Annotated in this window: 17 protein-coding genes; 5 read left to right on the top strand and 12 right to left on the bottom strand. The window is 72.9% G+C overall.

Features of this window, described 5'->3' with window-relative positions; genetic code table 11:
- Positions 1–88: 88 nt before the first annotated feature.
- The gene (locus tag ABH925_RS01515) at positions 89–2,263 is read left to right on the top strand and encodes an MMPL family transporter (RefSeq protein WP_370144761.1); all 2,175 of its coding nucleotides are present in this window, start codon (positions 89–91) and stop codon (positions 2,261–2,263) included.
- 48 nt (positions 2,264–2,311) lie between these two features.
- Here ABH925_RS01515 and ABH925_RS01510 read toward each other — a convergent pair whose 3' ends face one another.
- From ABH925_RS01510 to ABH925_RS01485, 6 genes are all read right to left on the bottom strand, one after another.
- Positions 2,312–3,019: an alpha/beta fold hydrolase gene (locus tag ABH925_RS01510; protein ID WP_370144760.1), complete on the bottom strand. Its 708-nt coding sequence runs from the start codon at positions 3,017–3,019 to the stop codon at positions 2,312–2,314.
- Between the two features lie 158 nt (positions 3,020–3,177).
- The gene (locus ABH925_RS01505; RefSeq protein ID WP_370144759.1) at positions 3,178–3,435 is read right to left on the bottom strand and encodes a hypothetical protein; all 258 of its coding nucleotides are present in this window, start codon (positions 3,433–3,435) and stop codon (positions 3,178–3,180) included.
- Between the two features lie 344 nt (positions 3,436–3,779).
- A complete protein-coding gene (locus ABH925_RS01500) occupies positions 3,780–6,347 on the bottom strand; it encodes an ABC transporter permease (protein WP_370144758.1) in 2,568 nt (855 codons plus the stop codon).
- Positions 6,344–7,132: an ABC transporter ATP-binding protein gene (locus ABH925_RS01495; RefSeq protein WP_370144757.1), complete on the bottom strand. Its 789-nt coding sequence runs from the start codon at positions 7,130–7,132 to the stop codon at positions 6,344–6,346. The genes ABH925_RS01500 and ABH925_RS01495 overlap by 4 nt, the downstream gene beginning before the upstream one ends.
- A 116-nt stretch (positions 7,133–7,248) precedes the next feature.
- The gene (locus ABH925_RS01490; protein ID WP_370144756.1) at positions 7,249–7,770 is read right to left on the bottom strand and encodes a hypothetical protein; all 522 of its coding nucleotides are present in this window, start codon (positions 7,768–7,770) and stop codon (positions 7,249–7,251) included.
- Between the two features lie 238 nt (positions 7,771–8,008).
- Complete coding sequence (locus ABH925_RS01485; protein WP_370144755.1) at positions 8,009–8,908, bottom strand: SDR family oxidoreductase; 900 nt, start codon at positions 8,906–8,908, stop codon at positions 8,009–8,011.
- An 86-nt stretch (positions 8,909–8,994) separates the two neighbouring features.
- Here ABH925_RS01485 and ABH925_RS01480 point away from each other — a divergent pair, with 86 nt between their 5' ends.
- Positions 8,995–9,552 carry a TetR family transcriptional regulator gene (locus tag ABH925_RS01480; RefSeq protein ID WP_370144754.1) on the top strand — a complete coding sequence of 186 codons (558 nt, stop codon included), beginning with the start codon at positions 8,995–8,997 and terminating at the stop codon, positions 9,550–9,552.
- A gap of 98 nt (positions 9,553–9,650) precedes the next feature.
- On the opposite strand, the gene ABH925_RS01475 is transcribed toward ABH925_RS01480, so the two are convergent.
- Both ABH925_RS01475 and ABH925_RS01470 read right to left on the bottom strand, forming a co-directional pair.
- On the bottom strand, positions 9,651–10,217 hold the full coding sequence (locus ABH925_RS01475; protein ID WP_370144752.1) for a GNAT family N-acetyltransferase: 567 nt from the start codon (positions 10,215–10,217) through the stop codon (positions 9,651–9,653).
- A gap of 124 nt (positions 10,218–10,341) precedes the next feature.
- Positions 10,342–11,535 carry an RtcB family protein gene (locus tag ABH925_RS01470; protein ID WP_370144751.1) on the bottom strand — a complete coding sequence of 398 codons (1,194 nt, stop codon included), beginning with the start codon at positions 11,533–11,535 and terminating at the stop codon, positions 10,342–10,344.
- A 496-nt stretch (positions 11,536–12,031) separates the two neighbouring features.
- Here ABH925_RS01470 and ABH925_RS01465 point away from each other — a divergent pair, with 496 nt between their 5' ends.
- Positions 12,032–13,207, top strand: a complete 1,176-nt coding sequence (locus ABH925_RS01465; RefSeq protein ID WP_370144750.1) for an alpha-hydroxy-acid oxidizing protein — start codon at positions 12,032–12,034, stop codon at positions 13,205–13,207.
- 33 nt (positions 13,208–13,240) lie between these two features.
- Here the strand turns inward: ABH925_RS01465 and ABH925_RS01460 are convergent, their stop codons facing one another.
- From ABH925_RS01460 to ABH925_RS01445, 4 genes are all read right to left on the bottom strand, one after another.
- Positions 13,241–14,017 (bottom strand): thioesterase II family protein, encoded by a 777-nt coding sequence (locus tag ABH925_RS01460; RefSeq protein ID WP_370144749.1) that lies wholly within the window; start codon positions 14,015–14,017, stop codon positions 13,241–13,243.
- A gap of 136 nt (positions 14,018–14,153) precedes the next feature.
- Entirely contained in the window at positions 14,154–14,369 is a 216-nt protein-coding gene (locus ABH925_RS01455; RefSeq protein ID WP_370144747.1) for an MbtH family protein, read from the bottom strand.
- 328 nt (positions 14,370–14,697) lie between these two features.
- Positions 14,698–16,275 carry a glycerol-3-phosphate dehydrogenase/oxidase gene (locus ABH925_RS01450; RefSeq protein ID WP_370144746.1) on the bottom strand — a complete coding sequence of 526 codons (1,578 nt, stop codon included), beginning with the start codon at positions 16,273–16,275 and terminating at the stop codon, positions 14,698–14,700.
- Positions 16,272–16,850, bottom strand: coding sequence for a TetR/AcrR family transcriptional regulator (locus tag ABH925_RS01445; protein ID WP_370144745.1), 579 nt, complete (start codon positions 16,848–16,850; stop codon positions 16,272–16,274). Before ABH925_RS01445 ends, ABH925_RS01450 begins: the two co-directional genes overlap by 4 nt.
- Positions 16,851–16,948: 98 nt before the next feature.
- Here ABH925_RS01445 and ABH925_RS01440 point away from each other — a divergent pair, with 98 nt between their 5' ends.
- Positions 16,949–18,529, top strand: a complete 1,581-nt coding sequence (locus ABH925_RS01440) for an FAD-binding oxidoreductase (RefSeq protein WP_370144744.1) — start codon at positions 16,949–16,951, stop codon at positions 18,527–18,529.
- A gap of 121 nt (positions 18,530–18,650) precedes the next feature.
- A complete protein-coding gene (locus tag ABH925_RS01435) occupies positions 18,651–19,571 on the top strand; it encodes a diacylglycerol kinase (protein ID WP_370144742.1) in 921 nt (306 codons plus the stop codon).
- Positions 19,572–19,653 lie beyond the last annotated feature (82 nt).

The following is a 19,653-nucleotide window of genomic DNA, read 5'->3' as shown; positions in this document are numbered from 1 at the left end:
CAAGCGAGGACCCCGGGCCGGAGCCGATCGGGTGGCCCGGGGCGCGTGCTCGCCGGAATCGGCGGCCGGTCTGACTAGCGTGGGCCCGGTGACGACGGCTGCGGCGTACCAGGGGCATCTCGGTCGGCTGGGACGGTTCTGCTACCGACGGCGCCGGCTGGTGCTGCTGCTGTGGGTGATCGGAACCATCGCGGTCCTGGTCGTCGGGTTCGCGTTCGCGGCGCCCGCCGACAACGACTTCGCCGGCGGCCGCTCCGAGTCGGCGCAGGCGCAGAACCTGATCAAGCTTCACTTCCCGGCGCAGAAGGGCAGCTCGCTGGTCCTGGCGATCCGGGCCGGAGCAGGAATCGCCGACCCGGCGGTGCAGAGCCGGGTGAACGCCCTGGTGGCGCAGCTGGCGGCGGCGACGCACATCACCGCGGTGCAGTCGCCGTACACGGCGCCCGGGCAGATCTCCCGCGACGGCACCGTGGCGTTCGCAGGGCTGCAGTCCGACACCAACCCGCTCTCCGCGAACGAGGTCAAGCAGCTGATCCGGCAGACCCGCGACGCCACCGGCGGCGGTGTCACCTTCGCGCTCGGCGGCGCGGACGTGGTCGCCGCGGAGACCCCGTACGGCGGCGTCTCGGACGGCATCGGGGCGCTGGCGGCGATGCTCGTCATCCTGATCGCCTTCGGCTCACTGCTGGCGATGGGCCTGACCATGCTCACCGCTCTGATCGGCATCGGCAGCGGCCTGGCGCTGACCTTCCTGCTCGGGTACCTCTTCCCGGCGCCGTCCTTCAGCCCGATCGTGGCCACCCTGCTCGGTCTGGGCGTCGGCATCGACTACGCCCTGTTCATCGTCACCCGCTACCGCGAGGCCCTCGCCGACGGGCTGGAGCCGCAGGAAGCCGTGGTGGTCTCGATCGCGCGGGCCGGACGCTCGGTGCTGTTCGCCGGGGCGACCGTGGTGATCGCGATGCTCGGCCTGTTCGTGGTGCAGCAGCGGCTGCTCAACGCCACCGCCGTGGCGGCCTCGGTGACCGTGCTGATGACGATGATCGCCGCCATCACCCTGCTGCCGACACTGCTCGGCTACGCGGGCCGGGGCATCGACCGCTTCCGGCTGCCGTATCTGGGCCGTACCGGCTCACGCAGCCCGATGGCCGAGCGCTGGGCCCGGGTGATCCAGCGGCGCCCGGTCACCGGGCTGGTCACCGGAGCCACCGTCATGATCGTGCTCGCCATCCCGGCCTTCTCGATGCGGCTGAGCTTCGAGGACAACAGCACCGAGCCGCGCGACACCAGCGGCTACGCCGCGCACCAGATCCTCAGCCAGGGCTTCGGCCCCGGCTTCGACGCGCCCTTCGTGGTGGTGGCCGAGCTGCCGCCCGGCGCTTCGGCCGCGGCACTGGATCCGCTGACCGCCGCGGTGGCGCGGACCCCGGGCGTCGCCGCGGTCACGCCCGTGCAGACCAGCCAGGACGGCCGGGCCGCGCTGTTCGTCGCCTATCCGACCACCGCGCACCAGGACGCCGCCACCCCGGGGCTACTGAGCCGGCTGCGGAACCAGGTGATCCCGGCCGCCGTCCAGGGCACCGGGGTGCCGGGCGGCAGCGTTCAGGGCGGCGGCATCCAGGGCAGCGGCATTCAGGTGCATGTCGGCGGCCCCACCGCGGGCGATGCCGACTTCGCGGCGGAGGTCTCCGCGCGCCTGCCGTACCTGATCGCGGCCGTCATCGGGCTTTCGCTGGTGCTGCTGCTGGTCCTGGTGCGGTCGGTGGCCATCGCGATCAAGGCCGCGGTGATGACCCTGCTGTCCGTCGGCGCGGCGTTCGGCGTGCTGACGGCGATCGTGCAGTGGGGCTGGTTCGGCTCCGCGCTCGGCTTCCCGACCACCGCGCCGGTCACCGCCTGGGTGCCGCTGTTCATCTTCCCGATCCTGTTCGGGCTCTCGACCGACTACGAGGTCTTCCTGGTGTCCCGGATCCGCGAGGAGTACGACGCGGGCAACGACACGCCCGAGGCGGTCGCGCGGGGCCTGGGCCGGACCGCGCGGGTCATCACCGCGGCTGCGGCGATCATGGTGACCGTCTTCCTCTCCGTGCTCGCCACCCCCGACATCGCGGTCAAGGAGTTCGGCCTGGGCCTGGCGGTCGCGGTCTTCCTCGACGCCACCCTGGTCCGGATGGTCCTGGTCCCGGCGATCATGCAGCTGCTCGGCAGCGTGAACTGGTGGCTCCCCGGTCCGCTGGACCGCCTGCTGCCGCAGATCGGCTGACGCGACCGGGGACACCACAGTGGCCAGGGGGTACGGCGCCGGTCGGCGTCATCCGGCCGCCGGGACGCCGAGGGCGGTGCGGTAGGCCTCCAGCCGCTCGACGAGTTCCCGCGGACGGGACAGGGCCGGGAGGTGGCCGCCGTCCATCTCGTCCGGGGTGAAGCCCAGCCGCTCCCGCACCACGCGGCGCTGGAACTCGGCGGGGAAGAAGCGGTCCTGACGGCAGAGCAGAAACCTGGTGGGCACCGGCGGCCAGCTCCGCAGCGGCCAGGGCTTGAGGAAGGGCACCTCGGCCTGGCCGCGCGGCGTGGCCTCCATCATGGTGGCGACCAGGTCGACCGGAAGGTCGTGCAGGAAGGTGACCCGCGGATCGAACTCGGCGTCGGGGTCGCGTCCCTCGCGCTGGTCCAGCTCGCGCCGGGCGGCGGGCTGACCGGTATTGGCCCACCAGTCCCCCGGCGTCTCCCCCGGCACCGGGACCATGGCCGCCACCAGCACCATCAGCCGCACCGGCAGCCGGTCGCAGACCAGCGGGGCGGTCAACCCGCCCATCGACTGCGCCACCAGCACCAGGTCGTTCCGGTCACCGACGGCGTCCACCACCGCCTCGGCGTACTCCGCCAGCCCCGCCTCCTCGTCCTCGCACGGCAGGTCCACCGCGACCACCTCGTGTCCCCGCGCACGCAGCAGCGGCACCACCCGGTGCCAGTACCAGGCGTCCGAGCCGGCACCGTGGATCAGCACATACGTCGCCATCGTCAGTCCTCACCGCCCGGCGGCCCGCCGATCGAGCCGCTCTCCACTGTGGACGCTGCGGCGACCCGAAACTCATCGCCCCTCCGGCGCGCGGGTGGCCGGCGCGCCGGGTGGGCCGGACGGTCTCCCGGCCCACCTGCGCAGCCGGCCCAGAGGCGTCAGTAGTGGGCGCCGAAGCCGTGGCCGCAGGACTGGCACTGCTGTGTGCCGTCCCCCCGGTAGCCGTGGCAGCCGCAGAGGTTCCAGGACCGGCAGATGCCGTACCCGAGGGTGCGCGTCCCGGGGGCGGAGGTCCCGGGGAGAAAGGCTCCGGGGGGAAGGGTTCCGGGGACGGGGGTTCGCGAGGGGGTTCGGGTCAGCCGGGCGGAGCCGGCGCGGTCGGCGCCGGAGAGTCGCGGGTAGTCGGGAACGAGCATGTCAGCCGCCTTTCCGAAGCCCGGAAGCACGGGCGGATCAGGACCGTGCGGGGCACTTCCGACAGGTGCGCTTCATGGTTTCAGCGGGCTGTACGGCTGTCGATCCTCGGGGGCCCGCAGCCGTCGCCGGCTGGATCGAAGGCGCGCGTCCGGCGCATGGCGCCGGACCCCACGCCGGTGGACGGCGCCGTGCGCACCCGGAGCGCCGCGACCCACCGTGGTCCAGGACACCCACCGTGGTCCGGGACAACCGCCGGGTCCAGTCCAACCACCGGGCTCCAGGACGCCGCGCAGCCCCCGCGACCCGGGCGGCATCCGGGGGCGGGGGCTGCGCGATGCGGCGGTCAGTCCGTCGCGATGGCCTTCAGGACGTTCATCCGTCCGGCGCGGAAGGCCGGGAAGAGGGCGGCCAGCAGTCCCACCACCGCGGAGCCCAGGAAGACGACACCGATCGTGGTCCAGGGGATGCTGAGCACACCCAGCCCCGCCAGGGCCAGCAGCTTCTGGGCGGCGATCCCCCAGCCCATGCCCAGGGCCACCCCCAGGACCGCGCCGAACAGGGCGATCACCACCGACTCCAGACGGACCATCCGGCGCAGCTGGCGGCGGGACATCCCGATCGCGCGCATCAGCCCGATCTCCCGCGTGCGTTCGACGACCGAGAGGGCGAGGGTGTTCACCACGCCGAGGACGGCGACGATGATGGCGAGCGCCAGCAGGGCGTAGATCATGTTGAGCAACTGGTCCAGCTGCTGCTGGATCATGTCCTTGTACTCGGCCTGGTCCCGGATCTTGACCTGCGGGTACGCGGCCGTGGCCGCCTTGAGCGCGGCATCGGCCTGGGCCTGCTGGCCGGGCACCGCCGCGGCGAACATCATCACGTTCTCCGGGAACCTGTCGGCCGGGAGGTACTTCCTCGCCTCGGCGATGTTCGTGTACATCGCGCCCTTGTCGAAGACCGTGTCGTCCGAGGTGATCGCCCGGACCGTGAGCCGGGCCGTGGTGCCGCCGGTGAAGGCGACGTCGAGCCGGTCTCCGAGGGTGACCTTGTGGTCCTTGGCCCAGCCCGCGGGGACCGACATCGCACCGGGTGCGTAGGCGTCGATCAGTTGTCCCTGCACGGTCTTGGCCTGGAGGTCGTCGGTGTAGGAGGGCGTGGCCGCCGCGATCTCCGTCTTGTCCACGGTTCCGTCGGGCGCCGTGACCGTGGCGGCCACATCCGTGCGGTCGGTGACGTGGGACAGGTGGCCGGCCGAGTGGACGGCCCTGGCCGCGGCCGGGCTGATGGGCTGTCCGTTGCCGGCCTGGATGATGAAGTCGGCGCCCACGGACGTGTTCATCTGGGCGGTCGCCGAGGCGACCATGGAGTCGCCGACCACCGACAGGCCCGCGACCAGCGCCAGGCCGATCATGAGCGCGGCGGCGGTGGCGCCGGTGCGGCGCGGGTTGCGCAGCGCGTTGCGCTCGGCCAGGCGGCCCACCGGGCCGAACATCCGCAGGGTGACGGCGCCCAGGACCCGCACCACCAGCCCGGCCAGCAGCGGTCCGACCACGACGAAGCCGACCAGCGTCAGCAGGACGCCGATGGCCAGCGGTCCCGCGCCGGCCGAGGCCGAGGCCGAGGTGGCGGCCAGGGCGAGGGCGGTCCCGCCCGCCGAGGTGAGCAGGATGCCGATCGCCGCACGGATCCGTCCGGCGCGGGCGTCGGCGGGGGTGCCGGCGTCCCGCATGGCGGCCATCGGCGAGATCGCCCCGGCACGGCGGGCCGGCAGCATCGCGGAGACGACGGTGACCACGACGCCGACGGCCAGGCCGATCAGCGGAGTCGCGGGCTTGATGGTCAGGCTGGCGGTGTCCAGGTGCATCCCCAGCGCGCCCATGACCTTGATCAGGCCGACGGCGAGCCCGATTCCGGCGCCGATCCCGGCGAGCGAGCCGACCACCCCGAGCAGCACGGCTTCGACCAGCACCGAGCGGTTGACCTGCCGGCGGCTGGCGCCGATGGCCCGCATCAGCCCGATCTCGCGGGTGCGCTGGGCGACCAGCATGGAGAAGGTGTTGACGATCAGGAAGATGCCCACCAGGACGGCGATGCCGGCGAATCCGAGCAGCACGTACTTCATCGGGTCGAGGAAGGAGCCGATGTCCTTCTGGTTCTGGGCCGTCACCTCGGCGGCGGTCTGCACTTGGTACGTCCCGCTGCCCAGGGCCGCGGTGACCTGCACCTTCAACTGGTCGTCGCTGACTCCGGGCCTGGCGGCGAGGGCGTAGTCGGTGTAGGCGTCGTGCGAACCGAGCAGTGCCCGCTGGGCGGTGGGGGTGTCGAGGTAGACGACGGCCGCGCCGGGGTTGGTGGTCCTGAACGTGGCGATGCCGCTGATGGTCACGGTCACGTCGCCGGGACCGGCGATGACGCGGAGCCGGTCGCCGATGCCCAGGTGGTGCTTGGCCGCGGTGTCGGCGTCGAGCACGGCGTCGCCCGGGCCAAGCGGAACATGGCCCGAGGTGATGTCGACGGACTTGGTCTGGGTCGGGTTCCAGTTCGCCACGATGGTGGGCGCGCCGGTGCTGGAGCCGACGTCCTGGTTGCTGCTGTCGGCGACCGTGGCCAGCTGGCTGCTGACCTCGGGGACCACCCCGGCGACGCCGGGGACCTGCGCCAACCGGGCCTGCAGCGACGCCGGAAGGGAGTCCGGCGTCCCGGTCTGCTGCGCGTTGTCGACCTTCTGGGGGCTGACGGTGACGTCGGAGGCGGTCGTCGCGAAGAGCTTGTCGAAGGTCGCGTTCATCGTGTCCGTGAAGACCAGCGTGCCGCAGACGAACGCCACGGACAGCAGTACCGCGACTGCGGAGAGGGCCATCCGGCCCTTGTGCGCAAGGAAGTTGCGCAGTGAGGTCCTGAGCACGGTCATGACGTCCGACCCCGGGAGTCGAAGGACTTCATCCGCTCCAGCACGGCGTCGGCCGTGGGGGCGTGCATCTCGTCGACGATCCGGCCGTCGGCGAGGTACAGCACCCGGTCCGCGTAGGAGGCGGCGACCGGATCATGCGTCACCATGACGATGGTCTGGCCCAGTTGGTCGACCGAGTGGCGCAGGAAGCCGAGGATCTCCGCCCCGGCGCGGGAGTCGAGGTTGCCGGTGGGCTCGTCACCGAAGATGATCTCGGGACGGGCGGCGAGGGCGCGGGCCACGGCGACGCGCTGCTGCTGACCGCCGGAGAGCTGCGCCGGGCGGTGCTTGAGGCGTCCCGCCAGTCCCACCGTCTCCACCACCCGCTCCAGCCACTCCCGGTCGGGGGTGCGGCCGGCGATGTCCATGGGCAGGGTGATGTTCTCCAGCGCGGTGAGCGTGGGCAGCAGGTTGAACGCCTGGAAGATGAAGCCGATGCTGTCCCGGCGCAGCCGGGTGAGCTTCTTGTCCCTGAGCTTGGTGATCTCGGTCCCGCCGACCCAGATCCGGCCGCCGGAGGCGGTGTCCAGTCCGGCCAGGCAGTGCATCAGCGTGGACTTGCCGGAACCGGACGGACCCATGATCGCGGTGAACCGGCCGCGGGGCATGTCCACATCCACCGCGTCGAGGGCGACCACGCGGGTCTCACCGCTGCCGTACGCCTTGGTGAGTCCGCGCGCGCGGGCGGCCACTGCTGTGTGTGCTCCACTGCCCTGGGTCTGGGGACTCGATACGGACGTGGTCACTGGCGTTCTCCTGATGCTCGACACGGGCGTGCGTCCTTGTAGCACCAGCCTGCTGGAGCGACGCATCAGGAAACATGGGGTACGTCACCATGTCCGCGGTGGGGGTAACCCCACCATCAGCCCGTCTCCGGGCGGGCCCGCGGAGCGGGGATCGGACGCGCGCGGACGCCGCGCTGCGCCGCCTTGCGCGCGGTCCGGCCGTAGAGCGCCCGAAGGCCGTCCTCGACCAGCCGGACCTGTTCGAGCATGGCCCGGGCCCAGTCCCGCTCCCGCGCGTAGAGCTCCAGTTTCTGCTCCAACGGGCCCGGACGGACGTAGGACTGCGGCAGCGCGGGCGCGGACCGCAGGCTCGCCTGCATCGTGGCGACGGTGGACTCCAGGCGCAGCCGGATCATGTGGGCAAGTTCCGCCGGGTCGTGGTGGAACACCTCCTCGTACCACCAGCGTGCCGGCGCCAGTTCGAACAGCCAGGTCTTGGCCGACTGTTCGAACTCGGGCGACGCGGGGCGACGCACCGCGCCGGGCCACTGCGCGGGCGTCGCGGCGGAGGGCGTCGGCGCGGCGGAGGGGTCGGGCTGTCCGCGTCCGGGCTCCGGGGACGGCGGCTGGCCCGCCGCCGGGGGAAGGGAAGGCGCCACGTTCGCTCCTCTTGCTCGTTTCGTGCTCGTGTGCGTGCTCATTGCGACGACGGGACCCGGGGAAGAAGGATCGATCCGTCGTGCGAGGGCGCAGGCCGGGCAGTGGACGGGAGAAGCGGTGGGTGGCCGCGGATACCGGGCTCAGCAGCGCCGTCGGGTGGCAGCCCGCCGATTCCGACCTGCGGGCTGCTTTGAAGACGAAACGTACACATCTCCCGATATCCGCACAAGAGCCGGGTCAGTCCGGCAGTGCGTAGGCCCCGGCGGCGATGTCCTCGAAGAGCGTCGGACCCGTCGGTGTCCAGTCGAGCAGTTCCCGGGTGCGGTCGTACGACGCGGTGACGTCCATCCCGAAGAAGCGTCCGATCCAGCCGAAGTGGGCCTCGGCGTCCTCCGGCGCCACCGACACCGTCGGCAGGCCCAGGTACGCGCCGATCGCGGCGGCGATGTCGCGGGAGGGCAGGCCGGTCTCGGCCACCGCGTGCACCCGCGAGCCCGCCGGGGCCTGCTCCAGCGCGAGCCGGACCATCCTGGCGGCGTCGGAGCGGTGCACGGCCGCCCAGCGGGTCGAGCCGTCGCCGATGTAGCCGGCCGCCCCGTGCTCCTTCGCGATCTTCGTCAGCGTCGCGGTGAAGCCGCCGTCGCCCATGCCGTGCACGGTCGGGGAGAAGCGCAGCGCCACCGGGCGGACCCCGCGACCGGCGTAGGACAGCGCGAGGTTCTCGCTGCCGCCGCGCATCGAGTCGGCACCGTGGAACGGCGACGGGTCGTCCTCGGTCAGCGGCCTGCCGGTGACGCCCGAGGCCAGCCCGGAAGCCAGCAGGAACGGCCGGTCGCTGCCGTCGAGGGTGTCGAGCATCCGCTGGACGGCGGCGTGCTCGCTGCGCCCGGCGCCGACGTAGTCGGAGAAGTCGTGCTTGAAGGCGAGATGGATGACGCCGTCTGCAGCGGCGGCGGCCGAGGCGAGGCTGTCGACGTCGTCGAGGCTGCCGCGGTGGGCGGTGGCGCCCTTCGCGTCGAGCGCGGCGGCCGCCGCGTCGGAGCGGGCGAGGCCGACGACCTTGTGGCCGTGGGCGAGGAGTTCGTCGGTGACGGCCGAGCCGATCCAGCCGGAGGCACCGGTGACAAAAACGCGCATGACGAGCACCCCTTCTACGGGTATGTCAGTGACTGACATAAAGCTAGCACGTCATGTCAGCGACTGTCATGGCTACAATCCTCGACATGGGTCGCTGGAAGCCGGACGCGCGGGGGCGGATGCTCCGCGCCGCAATGGAGCTGTTCGCCGAGCGCGGCTTCGAACAGACCACCGCCGGCGACATCGCCGAGCGCGCCGGCGTCACCGAGCGCACCTTCTTCCGGCACTTCGCCGACAAGCGCGAGGTCCTGTTCGACGGTTCCGGGACCCTGCTGCGGACCGCGCAGGACGCGATCCTGGCCGCGCCGGACAATCTCTCCCCGCTCGACGCGGCGCTGGCCGGAATGGCCGCGGCCGCCGGTCTGCTGGCGGACATCCACGACCACGCCGTCCGCCGCTCCCGGATCGTCGCGGACAACCCGAGCCTGCAGGAGCGCGAGCTGCTGAAACTGGCGTCGCTGGTCGACGCGACGGCCGAGGCGCTCCGCACCCGCGGCGCCGGCGAGCCCGCCGCCAGCCTCGCCGCCCACAGCGCGGTGACGGTCTTCCAGGTCGCCTTCGCCCGCTGGGTCTCGGCGGCGGAGCCCCCCGGCTTCACCGCCTGCATCGCCGAAACCGCCGCGGCGCTACGCGCCCTCATCTGACAAGTGCGGGCGAGGGCCTTGAGCTGCACGGATGCGACGTCGCAATCGGATCCGTGCAGGTCAACGGCATCGTTCACTGACTCGTCGTCAGATCGCCCTCAGGGACTGGGTACCCGGGTCGACGTGTCCGTCGTTGCTTGCACGGGCCGCTTGCGCAGGTGCCGGTGTCCCTCGTCCGGGAACTTCGGCGGCAGCGGCGGAAGCACCGAGTCCAGGACGTACCCGCACTTCTGCGCGACGCGGCAGGAGCCCTCGTTGCCGACTGTGTGCAGCTGCTCGACCTCGTCGGCGGGCATGAAGTCCTGCCCGCCGAACAGCCATTCCGTCGCGGTCTCGACGCAGCGCGAGGCGATGCCCCTGCCGCGGGCCTGGGCCACCGTCCAGTAGCCCACGCCGGTCGCGAGCATCACCGGCGGGTTGGCCGCCTTGATGACGAAGCAGCCGACGACGGCGCCGTCCTCTTCCACAGCCCAGCTCAGAAGGGTGTCGTCCGCCCAGCCCCGGTGCTGGTCGGCGAGCCAGGCGCGGGCCTCGTCCTCGTCGTTGATGGGGCGCATCAACCAGCGGCGCATCGCCTCGTCGCGGTGGGCGGCAACGATGGTGGGGACGTCCGAGTCCCGCCAGGGACGGAGAGTAAGGGCCGGCGCGGTCGGAGTGGGTTCCACAGGGTCATGGGCGACGTCATGCGGACCATCCAACATCATGATCGCCCGCTGCGCCGGACGAATTCTCCGGCGCAGCGGGCGGCTGTCCGCCCGCTCGCCCCAGCGCCCTGCACTGATGGAGCGGTCAGCCCTTGACGCAGACCAGCTGCTTGAGCTGGGCGACGACCTCGACCAGGTCGGTCTGCTGGGCCATGACCTTCTCGATCGGCTTGTAGGCACCCGGGATCTCGTCGACCACGCCGGAGTCCTTCCGGCACTCCACGCCCCGCGTCTGCTCCTCCAGGTCGCGCACGCCGAACTTCCGCTTCGCCGCCGACCGGCTCATCTTCCGGCCGGCCCCGTGCGACGCCGAGTTGAAGGCCGCCTCGTTGCCGAGGCCGCGCACGATGTACGAACCGGTGCCCATCGAACCGGGAATGATGCCGTAGTCCCCCGAGCCCGCCCGGATCGCACCCTTCCGGGTGACCAGCAGTTCCTGGCCCTCGTACGTCTCCTCGCTGACGTAGTTGTGGTGGCAGGAGATCACGTCGTCGAAGCTGACCTTCGCCCGGGTGAACTCCTTCCGCACCACGTCCTGGAACAGCTTCATCATCACGGTCCGGTTGAGCTTGGCGTACTCCTGCGCCCAGAACAGGTCCTGACGGTAGGCCGCCATCTGCGGGGTCTGCGCGATGAAGACCGCCAGGTCGCGGTCGACCAGGCCCTGGTTGTGCGGAAGCCCCCGGGCGATGCCCATGTGGTGCTCCGCCAGTTCCTTGCCGATGTTGCGCGAGCCCGAGTGGAGCATCAGCCACACCGAGCCGGACGTGTCCGTGCAGAACTCCACGAAGTGGTTGCCGCTGCCGAGCGTGCCCATCTGCTGCATCGCCCGCTCGCGCCGCCACTTGACCGCGTCCGCGATCCCGTCGAAACGGGACCAGAAGTCGTCCCATCCCGCCGTGGGGAAGCCGTGCAGGCTGCGCGGGTCGACCGGCTGGTCGTGCAGGCCACGGCCCACCGGGATGGCCTGCTCGATCCTGGAGCGCAGCCGGGTGAGGTTGTCCGGGAGGTCACGGGTGGTCAGGGAGGTCCTGACCGCGCTCATCCCGCAGCCGATGTCCACACCGACCGCGGCCGGACAGACCGCGCCCTTCATGGCGATGACGGAACCGACGGTCGCGCCCTTGCCGAGGTGGACGTCCGGCATCACGGCGAGGCCGGCGATCCACGGCAGCGAGGAGATGTTCCGCAGCTGCTGCATGGCCTGGCCCTCGACGGCGGCCGGGTCGGTCCACATCCGGATGGGGACGTTGACGCCGGGTACTTCGGTGTACGACATGGTTACTCGACCTCCGGGGTCGGGAGAGATGAAACGAAGTCTGGGACGGGGCGCCGCGAACGGCGGCGCCACCTCACGGATCGGCGCGGACGCGGGATCCGCACGAACGGGGATCGGCGCGAACGGGGATCAGCGCGGGCAAGGGGCAGTGGAGGGGGATCGCCCGGGGGAGGCGCAGGCGCAGGAGCGCCCGCATTGCTTCTCGACCCGCATGGTGACCGCCTCCTCTCCACTGCCTCGGGGACCGGTGTGTGCGCCGGTCACAGGATCACTCTAGCCACGGTGGACCGGGCTGTCGCAAGGGAATATCGGGCCCCCGGAAGCAGCGCCGCCGCAGGTCCGCCCGTCGGCCGAACGTGTCGATTCCCGTCGCCGACCCGGGGTGCCAACGGCGGCCTGTAGCCTCGGCCGTCAGAACGCCGCCCCCCACTGGCCCACACCGAGCCGGTCCGCCGTGCTCGGACGACCGGAGACTCGGACGACTGGAGGAACGCCCATGACGCCCCGGTACGGCGACTACCAGCTGGAGATCTACCTCAACGGCCTCGACGGAGTCCTCCCCGACCTCCCCATGACCTTCGCCGGGCTGCACCGGCGGGCCGCCGAGGCGCTCCCGCCGTCGGTCTGGTCGTACGTGGCCGGCGGCGCGGGCAACGAGCAGACCCAGGACGCGAACGTGGCGGCCTTCGCCCAGTGGGGCCTGTATCCGCGTATGTTCGTGGGCGCCGCCGACCGCGACCTGTCGGTCGACCTGTGCGGGATCAGCCTGCCCTCCCCGCTGCTGATGGCACCGATCGGCGTACTCGGCCTGTGTGCCCAGGACGGACACGGCGACCTGGCCGCCGGCCGGGCCGCCGCGGTGACCGGGGTGCCCATGATCGCGTCGACGCTCTCGGTCGATCCGCTGGAGGACGTCGCCGCCGGGTTCGGCGACACCCCCGGACTGTTCCAGCTCTACACGCCGACCGACCGCGACCTGGCCGCCAGCCTGGTCAACCGCGCGGAGGCGGCCGGGTACCGCGGCATCGTGGTCACCCTGGACACCTGGGTCACCGGCTGGCGGCCGCGCGACCTGGCCACCGCCAACTTCCCGCAACTGCGCGGGCACTGTCTGGCCAACTACACCAGCGATCCGGTCTTCCGGGCCCGGGTCGGGGCTCACGCGAGCACCCAGGACGTGGTCAGGGTCTGGACCGGCCTCTTCGGTAACCCGCTGACCTGGGACGACCTTCCCTGGCTGCGATCCCTCACCACGCTGCCGCTGATCGTCAAAGGCATCTGCCACCCGGACGACGCCCGCCGCGCCGCCGACGGCGGTGTCGACGCGATCTACTGCTCCAACCACGGCGGCCGCCAGGCCAACGGCGGTATCCCCGCCCTGGACTGCCTCCCCGACGTCGTCGCCGCCACCAGCCTGCCCGTCGTCTTCGACTCCGGCGTGCGCTCGGGCTCCGACATCGTCAAGGCCCTCGCGCTGGGAGCGACCGCGGTGGCCGTCGGCCGCCCCTACGCCTACGGCCTGGCACTCGGCGGCACGGACGGGCTCGTGCACGTGCTGCGCTGCCTGCTCGCCGAGGCCGACCTGCTCATGGCCGTCAACGGCTACCCCACCCTGGCCGATCTCACCCCGCGATCGCTCCGGCGGGTGGGCCGGGCCCTGGACCTCCCGTAGCCACGGACCGCCGACGGGCCCCAGCGAGGTGGTCTAGCCGTCGAGGAGGTCGGCGGCGACCGCGGCGCGTACGGCCTCGGCGGACGGCGCGGTCAGGAAGAAGTGACCGCCGTCGAACATCCGCTGGGTCCAGCCACCGCGCGTCGTCGCGCCCCAGCGGGCGAGGTCCGCCGCCGTGTAGGCGTCGCGGTCGCCGCCGAACACGGAGACCGGGCAGTCGAGGAGTGCGCCTGCGGGGGCACGGAACGAGTCGCAGAGCGCGTAGTCGGCGCGCAGCGTCGGCAGGACGAGGGCGAGCAGGTCGGAGTTGCTCAGCACCTCCTCCGGGGTTCCGCCCATCTCGCGCAGGTCCGCGACCAGCTCGGCGTCCGTCCAGGCGGGGCGGCCCGGCTTGCGGGGCTCGCCGCCGGGCCCCTGGCTGCCGCTGAGGAAGAGCCGGACCGGCGGCCGGTCACCGTGCCGCATCGCGGCGACGGCGACGCCGTAGGCGAGCAGCGCGCCCATGCTGTGGCCGAAGAGCGCGTACGGGCGGGTCAGGTACGGGCGCAGCGCGGCGTGCAGGGCGGTCACCGCCTCCTGATGGCTGGTCAGCGGTGGTTCGGTGAACCGCGACTCGCGGCCGGGCAGCTGCACCGCCAGCACCTCGACGTCATCGGGCAGCAGGGTCGCCCAGTCCCGGAAGAAGGCGGTGCCGGCGCCCGCCGGGTGGAAGCAGAGCAGTCGCAGGCGCGCCTGCGGACGCGGGGACCAGAGGCGGACCCACGGCTGGGCCGCGCCGGTGCTCGCCGTGGTCAGGGGGTGGGTCGACATGGCGCGGGCGGGCCGTCCTGTTCGTGGCCGGGTGCGGCTGGGGCGTGGCGGCCGGTGCGACCGCCGGTGCCGCGGGAAGCGGGCGGACGGGCCCGGGGCTTCGGCCCGGGCCGTCCAGGGGTGGTGCGGCCGCAGCCTACTCGGCCTCCGCCATCGCCCGGATCAGGCTGGCGGGGCGCATGTCGGTCCAGTTGGCCTCGACGTAGTCGAGGCACGCCTGGCGGCCGTCGGGGCCGTGAGCGGTGGTCCAGCCCGCCGGGACCTCGGCGAAGGAGGGCCAGAGCGAGTGCTGGTTCTCGTCGTTCACCAGCACCAGGAAGGTGCCGTCCGCGTCTTCGAACGGGTTCGCCATGGGGTGTTTCCTCTCTGAACGGTGGTCAGCCTCGTCGCCGCGCAGCGCCTGCCTGCGGGCAGGCGCTGCGGTGTTCACCAGGTGCCCGGTGCAGTGATCCCGCCGCACCCTGGTCGGTGGGCGCGGTCTCGGCACGACCATGATCGGCCGCGACGAACGGCGGGGCGCCGTGGAACGTCATCGGGGTGAACTTGCCCGGCAGTTCGGTGTTCGTGGGTGAGTTCGCGGGTGAAGGTGTCCACGATAGCGGCAACGCGGCCCGCCGCTGACGGGCCGTCCGGGGCGGCGACCCGTCGTTCGGGCCACCGCCGTCCGGGGCGACCCGCCGTCAGCGGCCGTGCGCGGCGAGGATCTCGGTGACCGCCGGGCGGGCGCGGTCCGCGTCGGCCGGGACCAGGCCGATCCGGGTGCGGCGGTCGAGGACGTCCGGGACGTCGAAAGCGCCCTCGCGGGTCACCGCGTACTCCACCTCGGCGCGGGTGACGTCGATGCCCTCGGCGATCGGCTCCAGCGGTCGCTCGACCGTCGCCGTGTCGACCACGGCCCGCGCCGCGCCGCCGTGCCGGGCGACGAGTGAGGCCGGAAGTCCGGTCGACGGCCCGGTGTCCCGGTGCCTGGGGGCGCCGATCAGCGGGAGCGCGTCGGTACGGCAGGGACCGGCCGCCAGGCCACGGGCGCGCACCGCGGCGTCGACGGCGTCCTGGGCCATCCGCCGGTAGGTGGTGAGCTTGCCGCCGACCACGGTGATCACCCCGGAGGGCGCCTCCAGCACGGCGTGGCGGCGGGACAGGTCCGCGGTGTTGCCGCCGCCGGTGTCGATCAGCGGCCGGAGCCCGGCGAAGGCGCCGCGGACGTCGGCCCGGGTCAGCTCCGTGCGCAGGGCGGTGTTGACCGTCTCCAGCAGGAAGGCGATCTCCGCGTCGGTGGGCACCGGCTCGTCCGGGACCGGACCCGGCGCGTCCTCGTCGGTGAGGCCGACCACGACCCGCCCGAGCTGCTGCGGAAGGGCGAAGACGAACCGGCTGGTCGAGCCCGGCACCGGGACGGTGAGCGCGGCGCGCGGACTGCCGAGCAGCGCCGCGTCGACGACCAGGTGGGTGCCCCGGCTGGGCCGCAGCCGGACCGAGGAGTCCACCTCACCGGCCCACACCCCGGTCGCGTTGACGACGGCCCGGGCCGACACCGTGATCGACTCGCCGGTGAGCGCGTCGGTCAGCCGCGCCGAGGTCCCGGTGACCTGCTCGGCCCGGACCCGGGTCAGCACGGTCGCCCCGAACTGGGCGGCGGTACGGGCGACCGCCAGCACCAGGCGGGCGTCGTCGATCAGCTGACCGTCGTGGGCGACCAGCGCGCCGGCGAGGCCGTCGGTGCGGACCTCCGGGACCAGCTCCACCGTCTCGGCCGGGCCGACCCGGCGCACCCGGGGCAGCACCGCGGCCGGGGTGCGGGCGCTGACCCGCAGCGCGTCGCCGGCCAGGAAGCCGACGTGCACCAGCGCGGCCTGCCCGCGTCCCATCGAGGGCAGCAGCGGCACGAGTTGGGGCAGCGCACGGATCAGGTGCGGGGCGGTGCGGGTCATCAGGATGCCGCGCTCGACGGCGCTCTCCCGGGCCACCCCGATCCGGCCGGAGGCGAGGTAGCGCAGGCCGCCGTGGACCAGCTTGGAGCTCCACCGGCTGGTGCCGAAGGCGAGGTCACGGGACTCGACCAGCACGGTCCGCAGACCCCGGGAGGCCGCGTCCAGCGCGACACCGGCGCCGGTGACCCCGCCGCCGATGACGAGCAGGTCGATGCCGTCGCCGCTGTCGGCGAGTGCGGCCAGTTCCCTGGCGCGGCGGGTCGCGTCGAGGGTGGTGCTGCCGGCGTACGGCGGTGACACGGGGCGAGAGGTCAGGCGAGAGGTCATGGGGCGAGGTATCCGTTCAGGGCGGTGGACAGTTCGCGGCGCCAGGCCTGCTCGGGCAGCAGCTGCGCAACCATGCGGTGTGACTGGACGGTGGACTGGGCGATGAGCAGCACCATCGCGGCCAGCTCGGTCGGCTCGCCGGACCGGATCGAGCCGTGCGCCTGCCCGCGCCGGATGGCGGTGCGCAGCGCGTCCAGCATTCCGCGCTGGCTGGTGCCGAGCCGGTCGACCACGTACTCGAACAGGGTGTCGGAGTCGGAGTGCAGCAGGGCGCCGAGCACGGCGTGGTCGCGCAGCCGGACGGCGACCTCGACGACCCAGGCCACGAAGGCCTCCCGGTCGTCCCCGGCGAGGTGGGCCTGCTCGCGGGTCGCGCTGAGCTCCCGGGTGAGCAGCGCGCCGATGACCGCGCGCACGTCGGGCCAGCGCCGGTAGACCGTGGGCCGGCTGACCCCGGCGCGGCGGGCGATCTCGGCCAACTGCGTGCGCTGGACACCGAGCTGGACGATCAGCTCCGCAGCCGCGTCCAGGATCGCGTCGTCGACACTGCGCGGTTCATCGTTACGACTTGACATGATGCGTAATACTGTAACGCATGGGATCTGAGACGCAATCGGGCCAGACAGCGATGCCCCAGACGGCGATGCCTCTGGCGGCGCTGCCCCTGCCTCCAATGAAGTGGGACGCCTGGGGCGACCCGGCGCTGGCCAAGCCGCTGTCCGAGGACATCAAGGGCCTGCTGGCGGCCGTGCTCGGGGTCTCCGGCGAGGTCGTGGCCGGACCGGCGGCCGACAAGGTCGTGCTGCGCCCCTCGACGCTGGCGGACGACGACCTCAAGGCCCTCGCCGCGATCGTCGGAGCGTCCTGGCTGAGCACCCGGGACGCGGACCGGCTGCCCCGGTCCGGCGGCAAGTCGACCCCGGACCTGCTGCGCCGCAAGAGCCGCGAGCCCCAGGACGCGCCCGACGCCGTCGTACTGCCGGGCAGCGAGGAGGAGATCGCCGCCGTACTGGCGCTCTGCGCGGAGCGGCGGATCGCCGTGGTCCCCTTCGGCGGCGGCACCAGCGTCGTCGGCGGCGTCGACCCGATCCGGGCCGGCTTCACCGCCGTGCTCTCGCTCGACATGCGCCGCTTCGACCAGCTGCTCACCCTGGACGAGGTCTCCGGCGAGGCGGTGCTGGGCGCCGGTCTGGCCGGTCCGCAGGCCGAGGCACTGCTCGCCGCCCGCGGCTACGAGCTCGGGCACTACCCGCAGAGCTTCCGGTTCGCCACCATCGGCGGCTTCGCCGCCACCCGCTCCTCCGGCCAGGACTCCGCCGGCTACGGCCGGTTCGACGAGATGGTCCGCGGGCTGCGCGTGATCACCCCCGCCGGCATCCTGGACCTCGGCCGCGCCCCCGCCTCGGCCGCCGGGCCGGACCTGCGCGAGCTGTTCCTCGGCTCCGAGGGCGTCTTCGGCGTGATCACCGCCGTCCGCCTGCGGGTCCACCCCCTGCCCGCCGTCCGCGAGTTCGAGGCGTGGAGCTTCCCCGACTTCGCCACCGGCGCGGCCGCTCTGCGCGCGGTCGAGCAGCAGGGCACCGGTCCGACCGTGATCCGGCTGTCCGACGAGACCGAGACCGCCGTCAACCTGGCGATGACGGACCAGATCGGCGGCACCCAGGTCACCGGCGGCTGCCTGGCCGTCACCGTGTTCGAGGGCGACGCCGAGCAGGTCGCCGCCCGGCACGCGCTGACCCGCGCGGCGCTGCTGGCCGCCGGCGGCACCTCGCTGGGCGAGGCGCCCGCGCGGGCCTGGGAGCACGGCCGCTTCAACGCCCCGTACCTGCGTGACGCACTGCTGGCCGGCGGCGCGCTGTGCGAGACGCTGGAGACCGCGACCGGCTGGGCCCAGCTGGACGGCCTCAAGGCCGCGGTGTCGCAGACGCTGCAGTCCGCGCTGCAGGACACCGGCAGCGCCTCGCTGGTGATGTGCCACATCTCGCACGTCTACCCCACCGGCGCCTCGCTGTACTTCACCGTCGTCGCCGCCCAGCAGGGCGAGCCGATCGAGCAGTGGGCCGGGGTCAAGCACGCCGTGGGCGACGCGATCATGGCCAACGGCGGGACCATCAGCCACCACCACGCGGTCGGCGCCGACCACCGCCCGTGGATGGACCAGGAGATCGGCGAGCTCGGCACCCGGATCCTGCGCGCGGTGAAGGACGCCGTCGACCCGGCCGGAATCCTCAACCCGGGCAAGCTCATTCCTTGAGGACGTTCGCCGCTCGACGGGCCGCCACTCGACGGTCCGTCAGCCGACGGACCATCAGCCGACTGATCATCAGAAGCAGCGCGTGGCACGGGTCCCGCGCCGATCGGACAGGGGTACGGGCATGAGTGGGGAGAGCGGCCGCAGGGCCGTCCGCAACGTCGTGGTCCTCACCAACCCGGCTGCGGGCGGCGGCCATTCCGGACCGGCCGCGGCCCGCGCCGTCGCCCGCCTGCGCGAGCGCGGCGTCGAGGTGCTCAGCATCGAGGGCGCCGACCCGCAGGACGCCCTGCGGCTGGCCCGCGAGGTCGTGGCCCGCGGCGTGGACGCCCTGGTCGTCGTCGGCGGGGACGGCATGATCAACCTCGCGCTGCAGGCGCTGGCCGGCAGCTCCGTACCGCTCGGGCTCATCCCGGCCGGGACCGGCAACGACCACGCCCGCGAGTACCGGCTGCCGCTGGGCGACCCCGAGGCGGCGGCGGACGTCGTCGCCGACGGAAACGTCACCCAGGTCGACCTCGGCCGGATCTCGGCCGAGGACGGCACCAGCCGTTACTTCGGCTCGGTGCTCGCCGTCGGCTTCGACTCGCTGGTCAGCGACCGCGCCAACCGGCTGACCTGGCCGCGCGGCCGGATGCGCTACAACCTCGCCATCCTGGTCGAGCTGGCAAACCTCCGGCCGCTGCCGTTCCGGCTGGTGCTGGACGACGGCAGCGTGATCGAGCGCGAACTGACCCTCGCCGCCGTGGGCAACACCCGCAGCTACGGCGGCGGGATGGCCATCTGCCCCGGCGCCGACCACGCCGACGGGCTGCTCGACCTGACGCTGGTTCAGGCCATGCGACGGCGCACCCTGGTGCGCTTCTTCCCCACAGTCTTCAAGGGCACCCATGTGCGGCGCGCGGAAGTCGAGACCCGCCGCACCACCACCCTGCGGATCGAGTCCCCCGGCATCAACGCCTACGCGGACGGCGAGTTCATCGCCCGTCTCCCGGTCGAGGTCGGCATTGTGCCGCAGGCCCTCGGGATCCTCGTACCCGCATGATTCCACCCCCCGGAGCGGGTGCCGACCGGCGACACGGCCCGGGCCCGGCCGACGACTGGAGCGCACTGCGGCGACAGGTGCC

It is taken from the genome of Streptacidiphilus sp. EB129, from assembly GCF_041262645.1.
GTDB lineage: Bacteria > Actinomycetota > Actinomycetes > Streptomycetales > Streptomycetaceae > Streptacidiphilus.
This window is presented reverse-complemented; position numbering and strand designations above follow the sequence as displayed.